The organism is Arthrobacter sp. Leaf69, assembly GCF_001422645.1.
In the GTDB taxonomy this organism is placed as follows: Bacteria; Actinomycetota; Actinomycetes; order Actinomycetales; family Micrococcaceae; genus Arthrobacter.
Genome location: NZ_LMLR01000013.1, coordinates 425,254 through 445,416, shown reverse-complemented (window position 1 = coordinate 445,416; position 20,163 = coordinate 425,254). Strand labels below are relative to the sequence as shown.

The window sequence follows — 20,163 nt, the reverse complement described above, 5'->3', positions numbered from 1 at the left end:
TGCCCCTTCCCGGGGTTCAGCCGGCGCGGCGGTCAGCCCTGCGGCTGCGCCGCCTGGGCCCGCACACTGGCCATGTCCAGGTTCTTGACACCCTCGATGACCTGCTCCAGGCCAGCGGCGTTGAGCGCGCCGGGCTGCGAGAAGACCAGGGTCTTGTCACGGAAGGCCATCAGCGTGGGGATCGAGGTGATTCCCGCGGCAACCGCCAGGGCCTGTTCGGCCTCGGTGTCCACCTTCGCGAAGGTGACGTCGGGGTGCTTCGCCGAGGCCGCTTCATAGGTGGGGGCGAACATGCGGCAGGGGCCGCACCAGCCCGCCCAGAAGTCGACCAGGACGATGTCGTGCGTTTCCAGCGTTTCGGCGAGGGTTTTTTCGGTGATGTCGATGGTTGCCATGTCCAACTTCCATTCCTCCGGGTTGTAGGCCTTCTGGCGGACTGCAGCTTTGGGGCCGGGTCAGGTGGTCGGCAGGCCCGCACGGGTCCAAGCGATCATGCCGCCGTCCATGGTGTCGGCGGTGAAGCCGGCACCGTTCAGGGCATCCGCCACGCGGGCGCTGCGGTTGCCGCTGCGGCAGATGGCGATGACCGGAATTTTCGGGTCCAGTTCTGCCAGCCTGGCCTGCAGCTCGCCCATGGGGATGTGGAGCGCGCCGGGGATTATGCCTTCGGCAACTTCGAAGTCCTCGCGGACGTCCAGGAGTTGCGCCTCGTTCCGGCGCCGGTCTGCTTCGGTGATGCTGATTTCTGCCATGGTGATGCCTTTCGTTTCAGGAGTGGGTGGGGGCGGGTCCCGTCAGACCGGAGTGGGCTGGACGTCCCGGCTTTGGGTGACGCGGTTGGACTTGCGCAGCGGGCAGGACCGGACGAACAGCCAGCAGACGGCCGCCGCGACTGCGGCGGTGCCCACGACGGCCAGCGCGATGGGTCCGCGCAGGTCCACGGGGGCCTGCTGGATGAGGACGAAGGCCCCCATGACCAGCACGAACCAGCCGAAGCCCTTGCGCAGGGCCGCTTCCGGAATGCGGCCGGCGAGCTTGGACCCGATCAGGGTGCCCACGATGGCGGCCGCCGTAACGGCCAGGGTGATCCCCCAGTCCAGCTCCACTGTGGTGAGGTACCCCGCCAGTCCGGCGAACGACTTCATGGCGATCACAACGAGGGAGGTGCCGACGGCGATTGCCATCGGCAGGCCGCCGAGCAGCGCCAGCGCAGGGACTACCAGGAATCCGCCGCCGGCGCCCACCAGGCCGGTGACCAGGCCGACGACGAGCCCGTCGAGCAGGACCCGGAACAGCGGCAGTTCGGTGTGCTTGGGCGCCTCGATGGCCGCCTCATCCTTCTTCTTGCGTCCGCGGATCATGGCGATGGATGTGGCGACCATCATCAGGGCAAACGCGATCAGGAGGATCTGTCCGGGGATGTGCCCGCCCAGGAGTCCGCCCACGAAGGCGCCGGCCATGCCGGCGGCGCCGAACAGGAGGCCGGTGCGCCACATTACTCGTCCGGCGCGGGCGTGGCTGAAGACACTGACGGCCGAGGTCACCCCGACCACGAACAGGGACGCGGCGATGGCTTCCTTGGCTTCGAATCCGGCCACGTAGACCAGGATCGGCACGGTGAGGATGGATCCGCCGCCGCCGAGCACACCGAGCGACAGCCCGATGAGCACGGACAGGGCCAGAACGAGAATCAGCGTGGCGGTCATGAGGCCTTGGACTCCGGAGTCACGGCAGCGGCGACGGGAAACTGCAGGATGGCGGACTCGCGGGTCGGCTCCTCGGCGGCCTTGTTCCACGGCATGGCGGAAATTGCCTGGCCCATGGCACAGGTGTTGGTGGCGGCCGAGAAGGTCAGGCCGGCGCCGATGACTCCGGCGAGAAGGCGGATTTTGGGTGAGACGAACTTGCCTCCGGCGAGGCCCAGCACCACGAGGGAACCGGCGGCGAGCCGGACCTGGCGCTCCAGGTCCCAGCGTGACTTGCCGCGGACCACGTCTCCGCCTGCCTCGGCAAACCCGGGGGCTCCGCCGGCCAGGACATAGGCGTTACCGATGCCCGCGCCGCCCAAGCGCTGCCGTGCCTGCTCGGCGCGCGCTCCTGACTGGCAGACCAGCACAACGCGGCTGCCCAGGCGGGCCGCGAGCTCTTCAGTGTGCTCGGAAAGCAGCGGCAGCGGGACGTTGTAGGAGCCGCGGATGTGCATGTTTTCAAACTCGGCGGCCGAGCGGACATCGATCACAATGAGGTCCTGGTGCTCCTGGAACCAGCTGCGCAGCGTTTCCGGAGCCAGTGAGGTGACGGCCGGCGCGGCCGGGGAAGCGTTGGCGGAGGAATCGGGAGAGGGCGTCATGGGTGTCCTTTCGAGACGGTCTAGCAGAGAACTGAATACCCCACCGAGTATTACAGATACCCCTGGGGGTAGTCAAAATACCCGTGGGGGTATATCCTGGGGTATAGCCATCCCTAGATTTGGAGCCCCCATGGACCTTGATTCAGCAGAACTAAAACCCACCATCAACCGGCTCAAGCGTGCTCAGGGGCAGCTGGGGGCTGTCATCCGGATGCTTGAGGAGGGGCGTGACTGCAAGGACACCGTCACGCAGCTGGCCGCCGTCTCGAAAGCGCTGGATCGGGCGGGCTTCGCCATCATTGCCAGCGGGCTGGAGCAGTGCGCGGCCCGGAACGACTCCAGCATGGACACGAAGGACCTGGAGAAGCTTTTCCTGTCACTGGCGTGACTCCCCCGCCATGCAGGCTCCCCCGCGCCTGCATGGCGTGCCTCGCGTTCAGGAGCCGCTGGCTCTTCGTCAGCGTGGGGCGAGGAGGCAGAATACGTTGCCCTCGGTGTAGGCGAGGCACACCAGGCCACATCGGCCTGGCCGACGTCGGCGCGGAACAGGTTGCCCTCCGGGTCGGCTGCACCGTCCGCGGCGCGTCACTCGCCCCGCGGCAGCCGCTAGGTTCCGCAGAACGTCCGGTAGGGGCCGAAGTCTTTCGGCGCGGCGGCGGCGAAGCGCTCCAGACCAGGCCGCTCGTCGTAAGGGCTGGTCACGGCCTCCAGCAGGCGGCTGAGCGGGTCCAGATCGCCGGCTGTGGCGGCGTCGAGGGCCTCTTCGACCAGATGGTTACGTGGGATGTAGGCCGGGTTGACCCGGTCCATCGCGTCGGCGTCGGGGCCCAGGGCGCTCCAGCGCGCCGCCCACGCATCGAACGCTGCCGGGTCGGTGAACAGGCTCCGCGCAGGTGCCGTGTGGCCGCGGGCGGCGGCGCCAAGGCGTCGGAAGAACGACGTGTGGTCGGCGCCGGCCGCCTGCAGCAGGCTGAGCAGCTCGTCCACGAGAGGCGAGGCCACGTCGTCGTCGAGGCCGTCCGGCAGACCGAGCTTGGTCTTTATACCGGCCGACCAGGCTGCGCTGTACTGCCGCCGGAATGCGGCGAGGGACTCCTGTGCCAGGGCGACCGCCTGCTCCTGTTCGTTGTGGAAGAGGGGCAGGAGGGCCTCCGCGAGCCGCGTAAGATTCCATTCCGCCACCAGGGGCTGGTTGCCGTAGGCGTAGCGTCCGGTCTCGTCGATCGAGCTGTAGACGGCGGCCGGGTCGAACGCGTCGAGGAAGGCGCAAGGACCGTAGTCAATCGTCTCGCCGGAGATTGTCATGTTGTCGGTATTCATGACCCCGTGGACGAATCCCACCAGCATCCACTGGGCCACCAGCGCCGCCTGGGCCGCTATCACCGACTGGAACAGCGCGAGATAGGGCTGTTCGGCCTCAGCCGCGCCGGGGAAGTGCCGGGTGATCGCGTGATCGGCAAGGCGGCGCAGAAGACCGAGGTCGCCGGTGGCGCGGGCGTACTGGAAGGTGCCGACGCGCAGGTGGCTGCTGGCGACCCGGGTGAGCACCGCGCCCGGCAGCATGGTGTCGCGGAGCACGGGGCGCCCCGTCGCCACAACGGCGAGGGACCGCGTCGTCGGGATGCCCATGGCATGCATCGCTTCACTGACGATGTACTCCCGCAGCATCGGGCCGACGACGGCGAGGCCGTCGCCGCCGCGGGCGAACGGCGTGCGCCCCGAGCCCTTGAGGTGGACATCGCGAAGATGCCCGTCCGCGTCGGTGATCTCCCCGAGCAGGAGGGCGCGCCCGTCACCGAGGCGGGGGGCCAGCCAGCCGAACTGGTGCCCGGCATAGGCCTGCGCCACCGGGGTGGCGCCGCCGGGCACCAGGTTTCCGATCAGGAAACGCACGCCGTCGCCTTCGCGCAGATAGTCAGGATCCATGCCAAGCTCGGCGGCCAAAGGCTCGTTAAGGACGAGGAGGTGCGGTTCCGGTGCCTCCTCGGCCTGCCAAGGAATGGCCAGCTCCGAAAGCTCCCGGGCAAAGCGGCCGCCAAAGGCGACGGCTGGAGGGGCTACGGCAGTCATACAACAAGGTTATCCCCGGCACCCTGGCCGGCGTTACTGGCGTTTCAGTGACTCCCCGATGATGCGCGCGCCGTCGCGGAAGGCGCCGGGGTTGGGTCCGGCGTAGTTGAGCCGGATGAACGGTCCTGCCGGTTCGGCCGGGAACCACTCGGTGCCCGGCGCGACGATGACCCCCGCCACCTCGCAGTCCCGGGTGAGCTGTTCGAGGTTTGTCCCGTCAGGCAGGCGCGCCCACAAATTCAACCCTCCCCTCGGAATGTGTTCGATGTGGGCCTGCGGGGCATACTCAGCCAGGCTGCTGACCAGAAGGTCCCTCCGGGCATGGAGCTGGTGGCGGAGACCGCGGAGGTGCGTCTGCCACGCAGGCTGCGTCACGACGTCGAGGGCTGCCGACTGGAGCACGCCGCTAACATACATCGATTCGGCTCCCCTGTCGGCCAAAATCCGGTCGCGCGCCGGGCCGCGGGCGATGACTGCGGCGACACGTATGCCCGGGGAAACGCTCTTGGTCAGCGACCGCAGGTAGACGACATGCCCGGAATCGTCGCGGGCCGCCACGGGCGCGGTCGACGTTGTGATGCCGAAATCGTGCGCCCAGTCGTCCTCGACGAGGAACGCGCCGTGCGCCCGGACCACGTCCAGCACTTGTTCGGCCACCCGCGCGGACCACTGCGCTCCGGTGGGATTGGCATAGTTCGGTTGCGCGTAAAACAGGCGCGCGCCGGTCTCCCCGAAGGCCCTGTCCAGCTCTTCCGCGTCCGGACCTTCCGGCCCGCTCGGCACAGGGATGACATGGACGCCGGCCTGGGCCGCGGCGAGGATGGCGCCCCAGTAGGTTGGGGATTCCATCAGCAGGGGCTGCCCGCTGCCGGCCAGGGCGCGGAACACGGAGCTGAGTCCGCTCTGGCTCCCGGGCAGCACCGTGACATCGCTCGGCGTTGGCGGGGCGACACCGGCCGGGGTGGAGGCCCTCAGTTCCTGGGCAAACCATGCCTGCAGCTCCGGCAGCCCCGCCGCCGGCGGACGCGACACGGCCGCGTCTCCACGGGCGGCACGTGTGAGCGCACCCCGCACCAGGCGCTCCGGCAGGAGCTCCCGGTCCGGATACCCCGAGTGGAAGGCAATGAGATCGTTCGCCGTGGTCCGCATCGCAGTGGAAGGAGGCCGCAGCGGCGCCTGGGGCGAACGCAGCGCTGCCGTCTGCCAGCCGTAGTCCGCGGGCCGCGCCGTGCGGACCGCCCGGACGAAGGTCCCGACGCCGGGACGGCTTTCGGTCAGCCCCATGCCCGCGAGGGTGCGGAGCGCCTTTTGGACGGTCACGGGACTTGCCTGATATTCGGCGACCAATGAGCGGGTGGAGGGCAGCCTGGCCCCGGGCGGGGCGGCCGCGATCCATTTCCGGAGCCGGTCCACAATTCGCGAACTGCTATCGTAGGACATGAAAGCCAATAGTAGCGCTATCGAATCAATCCGGCCACCGCTATCCACCGCGCCCGGGAACGGGTTGTGGTGGGGACTGCTCGGAGTGGCGGCCTTTTCCTTTACGGTTCCGTTCACCCGGGTGGCCGTCGGCGGAATGGACCCCTTGTTCATCGGATCCGGCCGCGCGGTGGTGGCGGCGGTCCTTGCCGCATGCGCCCTCGCCCTCACCCGGCAGCGCCCGCCGCGCGGCGTCCAGTGGGCGCGTCTGGCGCTTGTTGCGGGCGGGATTGTCGTCGGCTTTCCGCTACTGACCTCGTTTGCGCTCGCCCGCCGTCCCCGCCAGCCACGGCGCCGTCGTCATCGCTGTGCTTCCGGCGGCGACCGCAGCGATGGCAGTCGTCCGGGGCCGCGAACGCCCGCGTCCTGCCTTCTGGCTCATCACCGCCGTCGGGGCGGCCGCAACCATTGTTTTCGCCTCCGCGCAGACGGGCGGCTTTGGCCAGCTGCACTGGTCAGACCTGCTGCTCTTCGGTGCCGTCGCGGCCGCAGCCATCGGATACGCCGAAGGCGGCCTGCTCGCACGTGAACTTGGCGCCTGGCAGACAGTCTCGTGGGCGCTCGTCCTCTCGGCACCACTGATGGTGTTCCTGATGAGCGTCTCGATGTCCCAGCAGACGCCGTCGGGCACACCTGTGCAGTGGGCTGCGTTTGCCTACCTCGGCGTGGTCAGCATGTTCCTTGGCTTCTTCGCCTGGTATCAGGGGCTGGCCATCGGCCCCATGGCCCAGGTGGGTCAGGTCCAGCTCATCCAGCCCGTCTTGAGCATTGGCTGGGCCGCGCTCCTGCTGGGCGAGAGCGTGGCCTGGTCCACGATTGTCGGCGGGCTGGCTGTCATTTTCTGCGCCGGCCTTGCCGTGCGCACGAGGAACAGCACACCGCCGCCGGGCCCCCGGTGAGGGCCCCCGGTCAGGGCCCCCGACGCCGGGGCCGTACACAGCCGCCGTCAGGGGTTCGGTTCAGACTGCTGCCACCATCTCGATCGCGACCGTCTCGATGATCCTGGTCGATGGCTCACCGATCAGGGCCGGCGCCGTCACCCCTGTTTTCCAGGTGTCGTTCTGCAGCCGGCCGAGAAAATCCACGGCCGCAGCCTGCGAATCGAAATCCATCTCGAGCATCACGTAGTCCTCCTGGTCAAGCGGACGCGAGATCCGGTAGGACCGCACCCCGGAGGCGGCACGGTTCAGCGGGTCGCTGTCGAAGGCCCTCCTCCACATGCCGAAATCCCGGACCCGGTGTTCGATCTGCAGGGTAATCATGGAGCACTCCTGTCGACAGTTCTAGAAGCCCAACTGTAGGCCTGAAAGGCCCTCCAAAGTAAGGAGCCGGGCCGGAGTGGTTTCCGGATGGATGTGTTAAGGATGCGTTCCGGGTTGCCCGCTTCGGGTGGCCGCTGATCGGCTCATCCCCCGCGGGTGATGCTGACCTCCGCGGCGGCGGGATACGTTGCATGGCGGGTGGCGGAGACCGGCTGTCGTCGCGTCACCCAGCACATATCCGATTCAGCACCCAACCGTCTCAGCACAGAACCGCCGCGACCAGATGGAGACATGACCATGGCCGAAGAAGAAACCCCCGTCCTCGACGCACTCGCCGAGATCACCGCCGTATCGATCGACCGCTGCAACCTCGATGACCGTGAGATCATGCTGGCCCGGATCGCTGCGCTCGTGGCAGTCGACGCCCCGCCCGCCTCTTACCTGCTCAACGCCGGTACCGCGAGCGGCGTCGGCATCACCTTGGAGGACGTCCAGGGCATCCTCATCGCCGTCGCGCCGGTGGTCGGCACTCCCCGGGTTGTGGCGGCGTCCGGCAACCTCGCCAGCGCGCTGGGCTTCGCCGTTGCCGTGATCGAGGCAGAGCTTGAAGCCGAGCTCAACGCCGAGTCCGAGGGCTGACACCGGCCCGGCGACGTCCCGGGCCGGTGAGAGGGGTTCGCGACGCCGGTAAGATTTGTGCAGTGACCCTTCCTGATTTGCGCCCCCAGCCCGTCACCGTCTCCGTTGTGCGGACAGTCCAGCCTGGCCGGACCCGGCAGGCCAGCGCCTGGGCCCATGCCGGCCAGGAACTGGCCCGGGAGTGGCCGGGTTATCTTGGGTCCGGCTGGGTACGCTCGGCGGCGGATTCGAACGAATGGCACATGCTGTACCGCTTCGCCGATGCGGCTCTGCTGAACGACTGGGAGCAGTCGGACGAGCGGCGCTGGTGGATTGACAGCGCGGCGGACCTCGTGGAGGTCACCCAGGTTGAACGGCGCACGGGCATCGAGGGCTGGTTCGCCCAGCCCGGCGATGCCCTTGTCACCGTGCCCGAGACCGTGGTGCCACCCCGCTGGAAGCAGATGGTCAGCATTTTTCTTCCCTTTTTTCCGCTCAGCCTGCTGGCCAATTTCCTGCTGCACCCGCTGACCGGTGACTGGCCGCTGCCCCTGCAAGTGCTGCTGGCCGTCTGCCTCCTCACCCCGCTGATGACCTACGTCTTCCTTCCGGTGACCACCAGGCTCCTGGGCCCCTGGCTTCGCAGCAAGCGCTGAAGAGGGCTACGGGCGCTGGAAGATATTCAGAATGTTTCCCTCGCTGTCCAGGAACCAGGCGGCTTTGCCCATCGGGGTGTCCGCGATCCCGTTCTCAGTCTTCAAGCCCGGAAAGTCGTACTCTTCGAACACAACGCCGCGTCCGCGGAGGTCCTCAACTTCGGCGTCGAAGTTGTCCGTTCCCCAGCCAATCTGGGTGTTTTTTGCGGTGCCCGCAAAGTCGGTCCGGTACAGGAGAAATGCTGTTCCATTCCCGCACCGGTAGATGAGGTTCTCCTCGTCCGCGGCGTCGGAGGGTTCCAGCCCCAGCACGTCACGGTAATAGGTCCTCGCCCGGGCGATGTCCTTGGCGGGGAGGACGGCGGTGATTTCAAGATCCTTCAGCATGACTAATTTCTCCCTCGTGATCAGCGTTGATCATCTTCCTGGAAGCCACCCAGCCCTTGGCCATCATCCTGCCCAGCACCGGCGCCGGCCACCCCTGTCAACGCTCGAAAGGTGCTGATGCGCACTATCCTAGGCTTGGGCCCGGGAGAGTCAAGACTGCGCGGAATCCGCCGCCGTCGAGGTATTGGCACGGTCGGCCGCGGGGTGCTGGCGCCGGCTCGCCAGCAAGAAGGGCGCCGCGATCAGCTCGATGACGCCGGCAATCGCCAGGGAGACGGGATAGCCGTACACATCGGCCGCCCGGCCGAGCAGCGGCTGGACCACCACGCCGCCGCTTGATCCCATCAGCGAGTCGAAGCTGAGCACTGTTGCGCGCTGTTTCGAGGCGATCATGTCGTTCAGATAGGCCTGGCGCACCGGGGTGCCCGCCGAGGACACCAGCGCCCAGAGCGCCAGCAGCGCCAAAGCCACCCAGAAAATCCGAGTGAACCCGAGCACAACCAGCAACAAGGAGCTCACGACGCTGCTCAGGATCAGCACCGTCGTGCGACGGCCGACCAGGCGCCGGATACGGGGCGCCAGCCAGCCGCCAAGCACTTGCGCGCCAGCCACGATGGCCGCCGCCAGGCCCGCCACCGAGTACGCGCCGGGATCGCCAAAAAGCTCAAGAAGGTACGGCTGAAGGGCGTAGAAAACATAGATTCCGACGCCGGCGCTGAACGGCGCGGCCAGCATCACGTAACGCACAGGCGGGTTTTTCAATCCGTTCTCGATCGAGGCGTCAAGTACGGCCCGGGTCGCGTGGAGCGGATGCGCGGAGCGCTCCGGGGTGAACCCGACGTCGCGCATGAGCCAGAAGGCCACGGCGAACATGACCAGCAGCACTCCCACACGCAGCAGGAACGGCACGCCGAGGTCGGTGGCCTGCGCGATCACTCCGCCGGCGACCGAGCCGGCGAGCATCGCCACACCCGACACCATCAGTCCCCTCCCGAGCACCGTCTCCAGCCCGCCCTCGTACCCCGAGAACCGCAACGCGTCGACGAGCCAGGCCTCCACGGCTCCGGAGAAGAAAGTGAAGCCCAACCCGAGTAGAACGGACACCACCGCCCACCACCAGAAGGGGGCGGAAAACTGCCAGAGCAGGTAGTAGAGGTAAGTGGAGATGGCCAGTGTCGCCGTGCCGAGCAGGAACGACACGCGCCGGCCCCACCCGTCGGCAATCACTCCGGTGGGCACCTCGAACAGAACCATCCCGGCCGTGAAAAAGGCGTTTGCCGCAAAAGCCTCCAGATTGCTGAGTCCGGCGTCCAACAGGAAGAGGGTGTTGATCCCCCAGATGAACGAGGCCGCAAGGGTATTGCCCAGCGTCAGCGTGAGGAAGATGCGCTGGATCTTTCGAGCGGCGGCGTTCATCACCTCGCCGTCCCCGCCGGGGCTAGTGGGGAGCACGTGCCCATTCTCGTCCCCTTGCCCTGTGCGCGCCAGAGCAGCGGCTAGATGCGCAGGAGCATCCGGATCAGCGGCGGCGGCTCAGCCAGCGGCGGGCACCTCGAGGTGGACGCTGACCTGGTCTCCCGCTTCGGTGTCCTCCCGGACTACCGCCGCCACCTCCTCCGGAACCGTGAGGAAGTGCCACCCGGCTTCGCCCGGATAGAGCCACAAGCGGGCCGTGAAGGTGTACTGCAGCACCATTGTCTGATTATTGCAGGATGGCGTTCGCCGCTGGGGAGGCCCTCTTCTTCGCTAGAGTGAGCCGCCCGCAGCCTCCGGTGTGCCGGTGTCCTCGGGGGGTCCGCCGTGGCCGCCTCTGTGGCCGTGACGACCACCGTGGCCTCCTCCCCCGTGCTGGCCGGCGTCCCCCACCCGTTCGCGGGCCAGGAAGGTCTCGACGTCGAACAGGTTGTCCGCCCGGCGGGCGACGTTCAGCAGCGTGGACATCGAGGCGACCTCCTCGACCTGCTCCTTGAGGAACCAGAGCATGAACTGTTCACCCAGGGGATCGTTTTCCGCCCGGGCCGCGGCAAAAAGTTCCTTGATGCGGTCAGTGACCTCAACCTCCTGGGCGAGGGCAAGGACCAGGGGTTCCTCTGCCGAGGTGAAGTCGTTCCGTACCGGGTCGATCCCCGGGATGGTGATCTTGATGCCACGGTCCAGGATGTACCGGACCATCATCATGGCGTGGTTCCGCTCCTCCAGGGATTGGCGGTAGAAGTGCTTGGCAAGCTGGGGAAGGTCCTGCCCGTCGAACCAGGCGGCGATGGCGATGTACTGCTGCGACGCTGCGAACTCATTGCCGACCTGGCGGGTCAGCAGCTCGTTGAATTGTGGGCTCATGGTGCTCTCCTCGAGTCGGTGTTCAACGGTGTGGACCTGGGGCGCCAAGGTTCTGCCGGGTCAAGGTTGTGCGGAGTCCGGGACTGCCGGAGGGCCTGTTACGAGCGTCCTCCGCTTTGGATCCCTGCGTCAAGGCACATTCCTTTCGCTTCCGCTGATTGCACGAACCGGCCTTCGTGCCGTTCCCGCCGTCTGTTGACACGAGCAGTTGAGGGTCTGATGCTGGGCTGACCCGGTATTGCCGGGCCTCGGCGGGGCAGTCAGCAGCAAGCAGGTGGAGCATGCCCGTCGCCGTCCTTTTGAACGCAGGGATAACAACAAGGAGCACCCCATGCATATTGACATGCCGACCCGGTACGACTTGGAACGCCTGGCGGCTGTACGCGATCCGCACAGCGTCACCATCTATCTTTCGACAAGCAGCGTCCCGGCCGATTCGGAGAAGAATCAGACCAAAGCGCGTTCTTTGTTCGGTTCTGCCATCAAACAGCTCCAGGAGGGAAGCGGCAAAGAATCCGTCGCTGCCATAGAAGCGTTTCTCAACGAACTGTTGGAGGCCCCGGAGTTCTGGTTCGATATGGGCCGCAGTTTAGCCATCTTCGCGACGCCGACGTCGGTTCTTGAGTTCCGTTTGCCGAACGATCTCGAAGACCAGGTGAGCGTGACTGATCGGTTCGCCATCACACCGCTCCTTCGCGCCATAACGTTCCCCAACGCGGCGCTTGTGCTCGCGATCTCGCAGAACGGGGCCCGGCTCATTGAGGTCTCGGCCGACCGGCCGGCCGAAGAAGTCACCGTCCCTGGAATGCCGGCTGACGCCGCAAGTGCCGTGGGGCTCGATTCGATCGGCGGTCGTTCCCCCTCCGGGCGGCTGCAGGGCGACGAGGGACGAAAGGTGCGGCTAACCCAATACGCCCGGTCCGTGGATCACGTGCTTCGTCCGATGTTGAACGGACAATCCCTGCCGCTGGTGATCGCTGCGGCGGAGCCACTCAGGAGCATTTACCGCAATCTCACGGGATACGCGCACGTCGCTGCCGAGGTCATCGAAGGTAACCCGGACGAGCTGACCGCGACCCAATTGGCGGACGCCGCGCGCGGTGTGCTGGACCGGATTTACGCGGCCGATCTTGTGGCCCTGCAAACGACGTTTGAAGAACGCCGCACCAACTCTCGCGCGGCGACGGATCTGAGCGATCTGGCACGGGCCGCTGCCTTCGGCGCGGTGGAGACGCTTGTGGTGGACATGGACGCGGCGGTCAACGGTTCCGTCGGGGACGACGGCGTGCTCACCCTGGACGCGGACGCGGGCAACAATGTGATCGAGGAAATCGCCCGGCGGGCACTCGGAACGGGTGCGCGGGTTCTTGCCGTGCGCCAATCCGACATGCCGGAGAAAGCGCAGGCCGCAGGAATTCTTCGCTACGCCGTCTGACCCCTGAGCGCTACTGGAGCGTAAAGCATCGTCGGACTCGGAATGCATCGTGCCGGCGAAACCAGACCGACGTGATGAAAGGGAACCATGGCGACAGATGGCACCGACGCGGACGGGCCGGGCGAAATCATCGCGGCGGGCAGGCCACCCAGCGGCGCTTCGGCGGCGGTCACCACGATGATGCGTCGGGGCAGCGTCCCGGGCTTTTCGATGGCCGTGGTGAATCGTGAGAGGGTGCTCCTCGCCGCCGGTTACGGTCTCGCCAACCGTGCAGCGAACAGGCCCGCAACCGCCTCGACGTCGTATCTGTGGTTCTCCATGTCCAAGATCGTGACGGCGACGGCTGCGCTCCGGCTGGTGGACGAGGGCCGCCTCGATCTGAGGGCCCCGATCGGCGAGTACGTTGGGTACCTTCAGGCGCCGGGGACCTCGACGCCGCGTGTGGGCCAGCTACTCAACCACACCGCCGGTTTCGGCAACCCGATGCCCGTCCGCTGGGTTCACCCGGCCGACGCGGATCCGCCGGACCCCGGGGCCCTGCTCCGGCGCCTCATGAGCAGGCGCCGCGGCTACCGCTACCCGGCCGGGCAGAGCGCCAGGTATTCCAACGTCGGCTACCTTGCCGCCGGAGAGGTCATCGCCGCCGCGGCCGGGGTGCCCTTCGAGGCGTATATCCAGCAGTCCGTCCTGCGACCCGCCGGCATGGAACACACCGGGTTCCGCTATGAAGAGGGCGCGGACATTGCGACCGGGTATGTCAAGGCGCCCCGGATCGTGGATCCTTTGCTCCGCGGCCTGTTGCCCGGCGGGATCGCCGGCGACCGTCACGGGCAGTACCTGTCACTGAATCCGTTCTACGTGGACGGACCCGCCTACGGTGGCCTGGTGGGCGACGTTTTGGACGCCGGCAGGTTCCTTCGCCTGCACCTTCGCGACGGCGAGATCGACGGCGTCCGGGTCCTGTCCGCCCAGGCCGCCCGCCGCATGCGCTCCATTGACCAGGCGGGCAAGCCCTTCGACCACGGAACCGGGTGGTTTCGCCGGCCCACAAAGGCCAGCGGGGACTGGGTGGAGCATTTCGGCGCCGGCGCGGGCTTCTGGAACGTCATGCGCCTCTACCCCGACCGAGGTCTCGGCGTCGTCGTGATGAGCAACAGCACCCGCATGTACGACTTCGAACCGCTCTTCGCGCTCCTGGCATCGGCCTCGTGGCCCTAGTCGCGGTCGGTCAGGCGCCGTGCCCGCCCGTCACTGCCTTCGACAAATTGCGCCTTGCCCTCATCGGCGCCGGTCCAGCGCCTTAAGCAGCCGCCTGACCGAGCCGCCGAGGTTCCAGTCAGCCGCGAGACGCTCCAGCTCGACGCGGGACTCACCGGCGACAGGCCGCAGTTCCGCGCCGGCCTCCTCAAGAGTGGGCAGCTCGAGGTCGCGCACCACACCCACGACGGCGGGAGCGACCGCAAGGTAATCCGCGGCCGCCGCGAGCTTCGACCGCACGGACGCGGACAGTCCGCTTCCAGCATCCGCCGCCGCCGTGAGCAGCCCGTCGAGGGTGCCGTAGTCTCCGAGCAGGGACGCGGCGGTCTTCTCGCCGATGTCGGCGACACCGGGCAGACCGTCGGAGCTGTCGCCGCGGAGGGTCGCGTAATCGGCGTATTGCACGGGCAGCACGCGGTACTTTTCGACGACCACCGCGTCGGTGAGGACTTCGAGGTTCCTCATGCCGCGCGCGGTGTAGACCACCCGCACCTGACGGGCGTCGTCGACCACCTGGAAGAGGTCGCGGTCCCCCGTCACGACGTCGACGGGAAACTCCGCGTGACTGGCATAGGTGCCGACGACGTCGTCGGCCTCATGACTGGCGGCCCCCACGACGGCGATGCCCGCCAGGTCGAGCACCCGGCGGATCATGGGTATTTGCGCCGTGAGTCCGTCCGGCACGATCTCCACATCGGGGGCACCCTCCACCACCTCGGCGACCCGGTGTGACTTGTACGTCGGGATAAGGTCCACCCGCCACTGCGGACGCCAGTCGTCGTCCCAGCACGCCACGAGGTGCGTCGCCTCGTGGTCGGCAGTAAGCCGGGCGATCATGTCCAGCAGGCCACGCACGGCGTTCACCGGCGTGCCGTCGGCGCGGCGGATCGTGTCGGGCACGCCGTAGAAGGCGCGGAAGTACAGCGACGCGGTGTCGAGCAGCATCAGGCGTTGGGACATAACTGATCCTGACACGGCTGTGCCTGTTCGCGCTTCCTTCCGTGTTGGCCTCGGCGGTCACGGCGTTACGGACGCGCCGTCCAACCGACCGCTATGCTCCCTTTTCTGTGGCGGCCTCAGTGAAGAGAGCCCCCTGCGCAGCTTCGGAACCAGATTTTCCGCCGCCGGCGCCGCGCAAAATGAAAGCGATACCGACGGCGGCCGCCGCACCGGCCAGTGGCCCGGCGACATACACCCAGTAGTGGCTGAAATTTCCGCCCACAAGATCGGGCCCGAACGTTCGTGCCGGATTCATCGATGTGCCCGAGATGGGACTGCCCCACAGACCGGCCACGGCGATGTAGCCGCCTACCGCGAATGCCCCGAGCAGCCCGATGTTCTGGGCCCCGGAGGCCGTTCCGAGGATGACGCTGACCAACGCCAGCGTCAGCAGCGCCTCCATCCAGAACGCGGCGCCCGCAGAGTAATCCGCAGCCGGGTAGTTCGAACCGAAGGTGGCGGAGACGCCGATCACGGCCTGCAGCAGCAGACAGGCCAGCGTCGCGCCGAGGAGCTGAACGACAATGTAGCCCGGCACCCGGCGCCATGGGAAGTCGCCGCGGAGCGCGAAAGCGAGGCTGACTGCAGGGTTCAAATGGGCACCCGAAACCTTGCCCATGAACAGGATGATCCCCATCACCATCAAGCCTGGAGCCACCACGGCCGCCGTGCGGCTGATGACACCGGGGAAGGCCTGGCTCATCATTCCACCCCCGGCAGCCACGATGACGAGCAGAAATGTGCCATACAGCTCCGAGAACAGGCGCCGCCATTCCTGGCGTGGATCACCGAAATCCTGGATTCGTAGCAGGAGGTTCTGTTCGACGGTTCCCAGCTCGCTGGCGAGGTTTCGCTCATGCACGGGGGCTTCACGCGCACCCTTGCGTCCGTTTCCGTCCTTGCCCTGATTTTCCGCCATGGCCTTCGCCTCCGCCGGGTGCTGGCTTAGTGATCTGACGTGCCCGGCGCGGGCCGGCACCGCAGAAGCCCAATGTACCGCCGCCAGGGCCGGCTGTCATCGCAGTTCTCGTTTCTGTTCGGGGGAAGACAGCGCTGCCGTCCGCAAAAGCATCCGGCCGGGCATTTTCTGAGGACATCCGGGGAACAACGTCCTACGATTCAGCCATGAAGCAAGAGACGTGGAAGAAGTATTCCGAGTGGCCCCTCGTCGGCGCGGCCTTCCTTTTCCTGGCGGCGTATTCCGTTCTGATCATTGCGGAACCGCCCGCCCCCTACGCGGACGCTCTGGTGATTGTCATCTGGACAACATGGGCTGCCTTCGGCATCGACTACGTCGTGAAACTGCTCCTGGCGCCCCGGCCGGGTCGATGGTTCATCCGCCACCCTTTGGAGTTGCTGATGGTGGTGCTCCCGGTGATGCGGCCATTGCGGCTCCTGCGGCCCTTCACGTTGCGTCAAGTGATGGACCGTGCACCGGGAACGGCCATCAGGGCGCGCGTCATGGCCTACGTCATTGCATCCGCCGTCATTCTTGTCTACACCGTGGCCCTGAGCGTCCTCAGCTTCGAAAAGGGCGCCGAGAACGCGAATATCACTACGATGGGTGATTCCCTGTGGTGGGCGATGGTCACCATCACCACCATTGGTTATGGCGACTTCTATCCGGTCACCGTCCTTGGTCGTTGGGCTGCGGCCGCGCTGATGATCGGCGGCTTCGTCGTCTTGAGTATGGTCACCGCCACTGTGTCTTCCTGGCTGGTTGAAAGCGTGGCCGCCGCAACCGCCGCGCGGACGAAAGCCGGCGAATCCGCGAGGAGCGAGGAGCTCGCCCGGCTGACGGCGCAGATCGAGAGGCTCCATCACCGGCTGGCCCTGGGCCCGGAGGAAACCGGCGCCGGCCACACCGATGTCAAGCCACGCAGGGAACCCGGTTAGGGGTTGCAATGCTGCCGGCCACGCGGGCCACGCTTCAGCAACGAGTGGTGCGCCGGCAGTGCGTTGACGATTGGGCGCTTCGAGGCCACAATCGCATTGTGACGGCGGTCGAGATACGTGACTACGCAGCCATTTTTGATGAGCACGGAGCCAAGGCGCCTTTGCGCGCTCAGCCGGGACTGGCGCCGGGCACCTAGTGCCGGTGGCAGTTCCTGACGTAAGTGGGAGGTTGCCGATCATGGCCGAAACCAAAGTCAAGCACCCGAGCGTCGAGGAACGTCGCGCGAAGGGCAAAGGGTGCCGGGAGCAGACGCCCGTGTCCAGCCACACAGGATGGACTCCGGCTGCCGACCGCCCCGATCCGGTCGCGCTGCTCGAAGAACAGAACCTCACCCGGGAACAGGACCTGGTGCCGGTGCGTCACGGCCGGATGCTGGTCTCGCCGTTCACGTTTTACCGCGGTGCGGCCAAGATCATGGCCGCCGACCTGAAAGACACCCCCCGGGCTGGCCTGGTGTCCCAGCTGTGCGGGGACGCCCACCTGTCCAACTTCGGCGTCTTCGCTTCGCCTGAGCGGACCCTGCTGTTCGACCTGAACGACTTCGACGAGACACTCCCGGGCCCGTTCGAGTACGACGTCAAGCGCATGGCGGCGAGCTTCACCATCGCGGCGCGGAATAACGCTTTCACCGCGGAAGAAACACGGGATGTCACCGTCGCCGCCGTGCGGGCGTACCGCGAAGCGATGTCGGAGTTCGCGCAGATGGGCACCCTGGACATCTGGTATGCCCGCCTGTCCGAAGAGCAACTCCTGGAAACTCTGTCGTTGGCCGTGTCAAGCCAGAAGGGCAAGGCCCTCAAGAAGGCCGCCGCGGGCATGGAAAAGTCGGCGCGGCAGAACGTCGCAAAGGCCCACACCCGTGACAGCCTGCAGGCGCTCTCCAAGCTCGCCGAGCGCGTGGACGGGAAATACCGCATCGTCAGTCAGCCGCCCATGGTCGTCCCCGCCCGGGAACTGGGCAAGTCCTACGGCATGTCCGGCAATGAAGTTCAGCGCGCTATTCGCTCGCAGCTTCGTTCCTACCGGGCCACGCTGCCCGACGACCGGCGTATCCTTCTTGAGCGTTTCGAAGTCATCGACGTCGCCCGCAAGGTGGTGGGGGTCGGCAGCGTCGGCACCCGGGCGTTCATCGCCTTGCTCCAGGGGCGCGACGAGCAGGATCCGCTGTTCCTGCAGGTCAAGGAGGCCACGAGGTCGGTACTTGAGGACCACTTGCCGAAGAGCCGCTACAAGCAGCCGGGCGAGCGTGTGGTGCAAGGGCAGCGGATGATGCAGGCCGCGAGCGACATCTTCCTCGGGTGGACCAAGGGGGAACAGGACAACCGGTACCTGTACTGGCGCCAGCTGCGTGACATGAAGGGCTCAGCCCTGGTGGAGACGATGAAACCGCTCGGCATGACACTTTATGCCCACGTCTGCGGATGGACCCTCGCCCGTGCCCACGCCCGGTCCGGCGATCCGATCGCGTTCGCCGCTTACCTGGGCAAAAGCGATAAGTTCGACCGGTCGATCACCGACTTTTCCGAACGCTACGCCGACCAGAACGAACAGGACTACCAGGCCTTTGCCGACGCGGTTCGTACAGGCCGGCTGGAAGCAACCGACGCCATTTAGGCCGACGGCGCCGGTGCGGCTACCGGGTTCGGCACAAGGTCAGCGGCCGGGTGGCAGCGGCGGGACTTGGTCATCTTTGCCGACGTTCTGAATGCCGACCGGTTCGCCCGGCCGGGCATTGGAGTTCCTGGTGATCAACCAGGTGACGAACCACAGCACAACGCCGATCGCCATCAGGCCCCCGGCGATCTGATACTGGATGACGGGCCGGCCCACCCACGGACCGGCGAGGAAGGCACACAGCAAGGCCGCCACGACCGGAAGCTGCCCCGGCGAGGTGAAGAACACCTGGCGGCTGGGGTCCCGCTTGCGGCGCAGCACGAGGCAGGCCACATTCACCACGGTGAAGACGCACAGCAGCAGGAACGCCGTCGTACCCGAGAGGTTCGCCACGACGTTGCTGTCCGGGTCGCTCGTAACGTACCAGATGAGTCCCAGCGCGAGGATGGTCGAGAATGCGATTCCGGCCCACGGCGTGCGGCGCCCCGGGAGAACCCTTCCGAGCTGCCGCGGCAGGACATTCTGACGGGCCATGCCGTAGATCAGGCGGCTGGCCATCAACATGTTGATCAATGCGGTGTTGGCGACGGCGAAGACCGCGAGGAACGGAAAAACCTTGTCGATCGGGAAGTCCGGCGAGCCCTTATGTACCACTTCGAGGAGCGCGGCGCCTTCGGCTTCCCTGATCCCTTCGAGTTCGGCGGGCGTAAGCACGGTAACCACGGACACGGCCACCAGCATGTAGAGGATCACCGCGATGCCGAGACCGGTCAGCATGGTCCGGGGGAAGATCCGCTCGGGATTCCGGGTCTCCTCGACCATGTTCACCGAGTCCTCGAAGCCGACCATGGCAAAGAACGCGATGGAGGTGGCGGCGGTGACTGCCAGGAACAGGCCCTTGTCCTGGGAGTCGGTGAAGACTGTGATCTCCGCGAAGTTCCCCGTTCCCTGGGCCATCACGTAAAAGCCGACGCCGATCACAATGCAGAGAGCGGTCATCTCGATGAGGGTGAGCACCACGTTGAACTTCACGCTCTCGCCCACGCCGCGCAGGTTGATCGCCGCCAGGAGCAGCATAAAGCCCATCGCGACGGCGGTGATCGCTCCCTGTCCTGGCATGCCCATCCAGCCGTTGACCACGAGGCCCCCGAAGAGGTTTTGGGCGAGCACGTTTGCGGAAGTCGAGGCGCTTGTGATGCCGGAGCAGACGACGGCGAAGGCAACCAGGAAGGTCACGAAGTGGATCCCGAACGCCTTGTGGGCGTAGAGCGCTGCACCGGCTGCCTGCGGGTACTGCGTGACAAGCTCAAGGTAGGAGAAGGCGGTCAGCGTCGCGACGATGAACGCAAGCAGGAACGGCAGCCAGACGAGGCCGCCGACCGTGCCGGCCATGGTCCCCGTAACGGCGTACACACCGGCACCGAGGATGTCTCCGACGATGAACAGGAGCAGGAGCTTGGGCCCCAGGACCCGCTTGAGTTCCGGTTCATCACCCTCGGGAGTTGCGTCGAACACCTTGTCTTCAGTTGTGCTCATGGGTGACCTCCAAACAGTTGCGCGGGTCCCTCATGAGCCGCACCGGACCCTCAACAATGTGAATTACCTCACCTTGGACCCCTCACGTTGCTTTGGCAACGACTAGTGACCAGAACCGCCGAGCCCAACGCCCGACTTTTGCCCGGCCAGGCCGGCTTCTTCGAAGAGCGTCGCGGCCAGGCCCGCTGCTGGTTCTTGCCGGTGCG

General features: G+C 66.6%; 21 protein-coding genes and 1 pseudogene. 8 read left to right on the top strand and 14 right to left on the bottom strand.

Translation table 11 applies throughout. The features are described from left to right. Nucleotides 1-32 precede the first annotated feature (32 nt). Genes ASE96_RS14915 through ASE96_RS14900 form a run of 4 tightly spaced genes read right to left on the bottom strand, consistent with a single transcriptional unit; the run spans nucleotide 33 to nucleotide 2,350 of the window. The gene (locus ASE96_RS14915) at nucleotides 33-395 is read right to left on the bottom strand and encodes a thioredoxin family protein (protein ID WP_056432024.1); all 363 of its coding nucleotides are present in this window, start codon (nucleotides 393-395) and stop codon (nucleotides 33-35) included. 60 nt (nucleotides 396-455) lie between these two features. Next, on the bottom strand, nucleotides 456-752 hold the full coding sequence (locus ASE96_RS14910) for a rhodanese-like domain-containing protein (protein ID WP_056432021.1): 297 nt from the start codon (nucleotides 750-752) through the stop codon (nucleotides 456-458). Between the two features lie 42 nt (nucleotides 753-794). Next, nucleotides 795-1,706, bottom strand: a complete 912-nt coding sequence (locus ASE96_RS14905; protein ID WP_056432019.1) for a sulfite exporter TauE/SafE family protein — start codon at nucleotides 1,704-1,706, stop codon at nucleotides 795-797. After that, nucleotides 1,703-2,350 (bottom strand): rhodanese-like domain-containing protein, encoded by a 648-nt coding sequence (locus ASE96_RS14900; protein ID WP_056432016.1) that lies wholly within the window; start codon nucleotides 2,348-2,350, stop codon nucleotides 1,703-1,705. The genes ASE96_RS14905 and ASE96_RS14900 overlap by 4 nt, the downstream gene beginning before the upstream one ends. A 130-nt stretch (nucleotides 2,351-2,480) precedes the next feature. Between ASE96_RS14900 and ASE96_RS14895 the strand changes: the two genes are divergently transcribed. Next, the gene (locus tag ASE96_RS14895) at nucleotides 2,481-2,738 is read left to right on the top strand and encodes a metal-sensitive transcriptional regulator (protein WP_056432014.1); all 258 of its coding nucleotides are present in this window, start codon (nucleotides 2,481-2,483) and stop codon (nucleotides 2,736-2,738) included. A gap of 218 nt (nucleotides 2,739-2,956) precedes the next feature. On the opposite strand, the gene ASE96_RS14890 is transcribed toward ASE96_RS14895, so the two are convergent. Both ASE96_RS14890 and ASE96_RS14885 read right to left on the bottom strand, forming a co-directional pair. Then, a complete protein-coding gene (locus ASE96_RS14890) occupies nucleotides 2,957-4,420 on the bottom strand; it encodes a protein adenylyltransferase SelO (RefSeq protein WP_056432012.1) in 1,464 nt (487 codons plus the stop codon). A 33-nt stretch (nucleotides 4,421-4,453) separates the two neighbouring features. Continuing rightward, nucleotides 4,454-5,860, bottom strand: a complete 1,407-nt coding sequence (locus ASE96_RS14885; protein ID WP_056432011.1) for an aminotransferase-like domain-containing protein — start codon at nucleotides 5,858-5,860, stop codon at nucleotides 4,454-4,456. Here ASE96_RS14885 and ASE96_RS14880 point away from each other — a divergent pair. Continuing rightward, nucleotides 5,859-6,798, top strand: a pseudogene (locus ASE96_RS14880) (DMT family transporter). The gene ASE96_RS14885 and the pseudogene ASE96_RS14880 sit on opposite strands and share 2 nt — an antisense overlap. Nucleotides 6,799-6,858: 60 nt before the next feature. Here ASE96_RS14880 and ASE96_RS14875 read toward each other — a convergent pair. After that, the gene (locus tag ASE96_RS14875; RefSeq protein ID WP_056432008.1) at nucleotides 6,859-7,161 is read right to left on the bottom strand and encodes a hypothetical protein; all 303 of its coding nucleotides are present in this window, start codon (nucleotides 7,159-7,161) and stop codon (nucleotides 6,859-6,861) included. 297 nt (nucleotides 7,162-7,458) lie between these two features. Here ASE96_RS14875 and ASE96_RS14870 point away from each other — a divergent pair, with 297 nt between their 5' ends. Further along, entirely contained in the window at nucleotides 7,459-7,800 is a 342-nt protein-coding gene (locus ASE96_RS14870; protein ID WP_056432235.1) for a carboxymuconolactone decarboxylase family protein, read from the top strand. Between the two features lie 62 nt (nucleotides 7,801-7,862). Further along, nucleotides 7,863-8,435 carry an antibiotic biosynthesis monooxygenase gene (locus ASE96_RS14865; RefSeq protein ID WP_082492772.1) on the top strand — a complete coding sequence of 191 codons (573 nt, stop codon included), beginning with the start codon at nucleotides 7,863-7,865 and terminating at the stop codon, nucleotides 8,433-8,435. Nucleotides 8,436-8,441: 6 nt separating this feature from the next. On the opposite strand, the gene ASE96_RS14860 is transcribed toward ASE96_RS14865, so the two are convergent. The 4 genes from ASE96_RS14860 to ASE96_RS14850 form a co-directional block, all read right to left on the bottom strand. After that, a complete protein-coding gene (locus ASE96_RS14860) occupies nucleotides 8,442-8,822 on the bottom strand; it encodes a VOC family protein (RefSeq protein ID WP_056432002.1) in 381 nt (126 codons plus the stop codon). Between the two features lie 150 nt (nucleotides 8,823-8,972). Beyond that, nucleotides 8,973-10,238 (bottom strand): MFS transporter, encoded by a 1,266-nt coding sequence (locus tag ASE96_RS14855; protein ID WP_200913064.1) that lies wholly within the window; start codon nucleotides 10,236-10,238, stop codon nucleotides 8,973-8,975. 117 nt (nucleotides 10,239-10,355) lie between these two features. After that, a complete protein-coding gene (locus tag ASE96_RS18950) occupies nucleotides 10,356-10,517 on the bottom strand; it encodes a DUF1905 domain-containing protein (protein WP_082492771.1) in 162 nt (53 codons plus the stop codon). A 51-nt stretch (nucleotides 10,518-10,568) separates the two neighbouring features. Further along, complete coding sequence (locus ASE96_RS14850) at nucleotides 10,569-11,159, bottom strand: ferritin (protein WP_056431996.1); 591 nt, start codon at nucleotides 11,157-11,159, stop codon at nucleotides 10,569-10,571. Between the two features lie 331 nt (nucleotides 11,160-11,490). Between ASE96_RS14850 and ASE96_RS14845 the strand changes: the two genes are divergently transcribed. Further along, a complete protein-coding gene (locus ASE96_RS14845) occupies nucleotides 11,491-12,594 on the top strand; it encodes a baeRF11 domain-containing protein (protein WP_056431994.1) in 1,104 nt (367 codons plus the stop codon). An 87-nt stretch (nucleotides 12,595-12,681) separates the two neighbouring features. Continuing rightward, complete coding sequence (locus ASE96_RS14840) at nucleotides 12,682-13,812, top strand: serine hydrolase domain-containing protein (protein WP_082492770.1); 1,131 nt, start codon at nucleotides 12,682-12,684, stop codon at nucleotides 13,810-13,812. 60 nt (nucleotides 13,813-13,872) lie between these two features. Here the strand turns inward: ASE96_RS14840 and ASE96_RS14835 are convergent, their stop codons facing one another. Both ASE96_RS14835 and ASE96_RS14830 read right to left on the bottom strand, forming a co-directional pair. Beyond that, a complete protein-coding gene (locus tag ASE96_RS14835; RefSeq protein ID WP_200913063.1) occupies nucleotides 13,873-14,811 on the bottom strand; it encodes a 5'-3' exonuclease in 939 nt (312 codons plus the stop codon). A gap of 91 nt (nucleotides 14,812-14,902) precedes the next feature. Next, complete coding sequence (locus tag ASE96_RS14830) at nucleotides 14,903-15,829, bottom strand: MIP/aquaporin family protein (protein WP_235500267.1); 927 nt, start codon at nucleotides 15,827-15,829, stop codon at nucleotides 14,903-14,905. A 146-nt stretch (nucleotides 15,830-15,975) separates the two neighbouring features. Here ASE96_RS14830 and ASE96_RS14825 point away from each other — a divergent pair, with 146 nt between their 5' ends. Together ASE96_RS14825 and ASE96_RS14820 are read left to right on the top strand one after the other, a co-directional pair. Continuing rightward, nucleotides 15,976-16,746: a potassium channel family protein gene (locus ASE96_RS14825; protein WP_056431990.1), complete on the top strand. Its 771-nt coding sequence runs from the start codon at nucleotides 15,976-15,978 to the stop codon at nucleotides 16,744-16,746. 238 nt (nucleotides 16,747-16,984) lie between these two features. Next, nucleotides 16,985-18,421 carry a DUF2252 domain-containing protein gene (locus ASE96_RS14820; protein ID WP_056431987.1) on the top strand — a complete coding sequence of 479 codons (1,437 nt, stop codon included), beginning with the start codon at nucleotides 16,985-16,987 and terminating at the stop codon, nucleotides 18,419-18,421. 39 nt (nucleotides 18,422-18,460) lie between these two features. On the opposite strand, the gene ASE96_RS14815 is transcribed toward ASE96_RS14820, so the two are convergent. After that, nucleotides 18,461-19,957: an APC family permease gene (locus ASE96_RS14815; protein WP_056431984.1), complete on the bottom strand. Its 1,497-nt coding sequence runs from the start codon at nucleotides 19,955-19,957 to the stop codon at nucleotides 18,461-18,463. Nucleotides 19,958-20,163: the final 206 nt, after the last annotated feature.

Bases quoted from the DNA above. Each gene is read 5' to 3' on its own strand.
- ASE96_RS14870 (WP_056432235.1), top strand. From the start codon at position 7,459: ATGGCCGAAGAAGAAACCCCCGTCCTCGACGCACTCGCCGAGATCACC.
- ASE96_RS14835 (WP_200913063.1), bottom strand. From the start codon at position 14,811: ATGTCCCAACGCCTGATGCTGCTCGACACCGCGTCGCTGTACTTCCGC.
- ASE96_RS14850 (WP_056431996.1), bottom strand. From the start codon at position 11,159: ATGAGCCCACAATTCAACGAGCTGCTGACCCGCCAGGTCGGCAATGAG.
- ASE96_RS14840 (WP_082492770.1), top strand. From the start codon at position 12,682: ATGGCGACAGATGGCACCGACGCGGACGGGCCGGGCGAAATCATCGCG.
- ASE96_RS14815 (WP_056431984.1), bottom strand. From the start codon at position 19,957: ATGAGCACAACTGAAGACAAGGTGTTCGACGCAACTCCCGAGGGTGAT.
- ASE96_RS14825 (WP_056431990.1), top strand. From the start codon at position 15,976: ATGAAGCAAGAGACGTGGAAGAAGTATTCCGAGTGGCCCCTCGTCGGC.
- ASE96_RS14875 (WP_056432008.1), bottom strand. From the start codon at position 7,161: ATGATTACCCTGCAGATCGAACACCGGGTCCGGGATTTCGGCATGTGG.
- ASE96_RS14890 (WP_056432012.1), bottom strand. From the start codon at position 4,420: ATGACTGCCGTAGCCCCTCCAGCCGTCGCCTTTGGCGGCCGCTTTGCC.
- ASE96_RS14860 (WP_056432002.1), bottom strand. From the start codon at position 8,822: ATGCTGAAGGATCTTGAAATCACCGCCGTCCTCCCCGCCAAGGACATC.
- ASE96_RS14905 (WP_056432019.1), bottom strand. From the start codon at position 1,706: ATGACCGCCACGCTGATTCTCGTTCTGGCCCTGTCCGTGCTCATCGGG.
- ASE96_RS14910 (WP_056432021.1), bottom strand. From the start codon at position 752: ATGGCAGAAATCAGCATCACCGAAGCAGACCGGCGCCGGAACGAGGCG.
- ASE96_RS14915 (WP_056432024.1), bottom strand. From the start codon at position 395: ATGGCAACCATCGACATCACCGAAAAAACCCTCGCCGAAACGCTGGAA.
- ASE96_RS14845 (WP_056431994.1), top strand. From the start codon at position 11,491: ATGCATATTGACATGCCGACCCGGTACGACTTGGAACGCCTGGCGGCT.
- ASE96_RS14820 (WP_056431987.1), top strand. From the start codon at position 16,985: ATGGCCGAAACCAAAGTCAAGCACCCGAGCGTCGAGGAACGTCGCGCG.
- ASE96_RS14855 (WP_200913064.1), bottom strand. From the start codon at position 10,238: ATGAACGCCGCCGCTCGAAAGATCCAGCGCATCTTCCTCACGCTGACG.
- ASE96_RS14885 (WP_056432011.1), bottom strand. From the start codon at position 5,860: ATGTCCTACGATAGCAGTTCGCGAATTGTGGACCGGCTCCGGAAATGG.
- ASE96_RS18950 (WP_082492771.1), bottom strand. From the start codon at position 10,517: ATGGTGCTGCAGTACACCTTCACGGCCCGCTTGTGGCTCTATCCGGGC.
- ASE96_RS14900 (WP_056432016.1), bottom strand. From the start codon at position 2,350: ATGACGCCCTCTCCCGATTCCTCCGCCAACGCTTCCCCGGCCGCGCCG.
- ASE96_RS14895 (WP_056432014.1), top strand. From the start codon at position 2,481: ATGGACCTTGATTCAGCAGAACTAAAACCCACCATCAACCGGCTCAAG.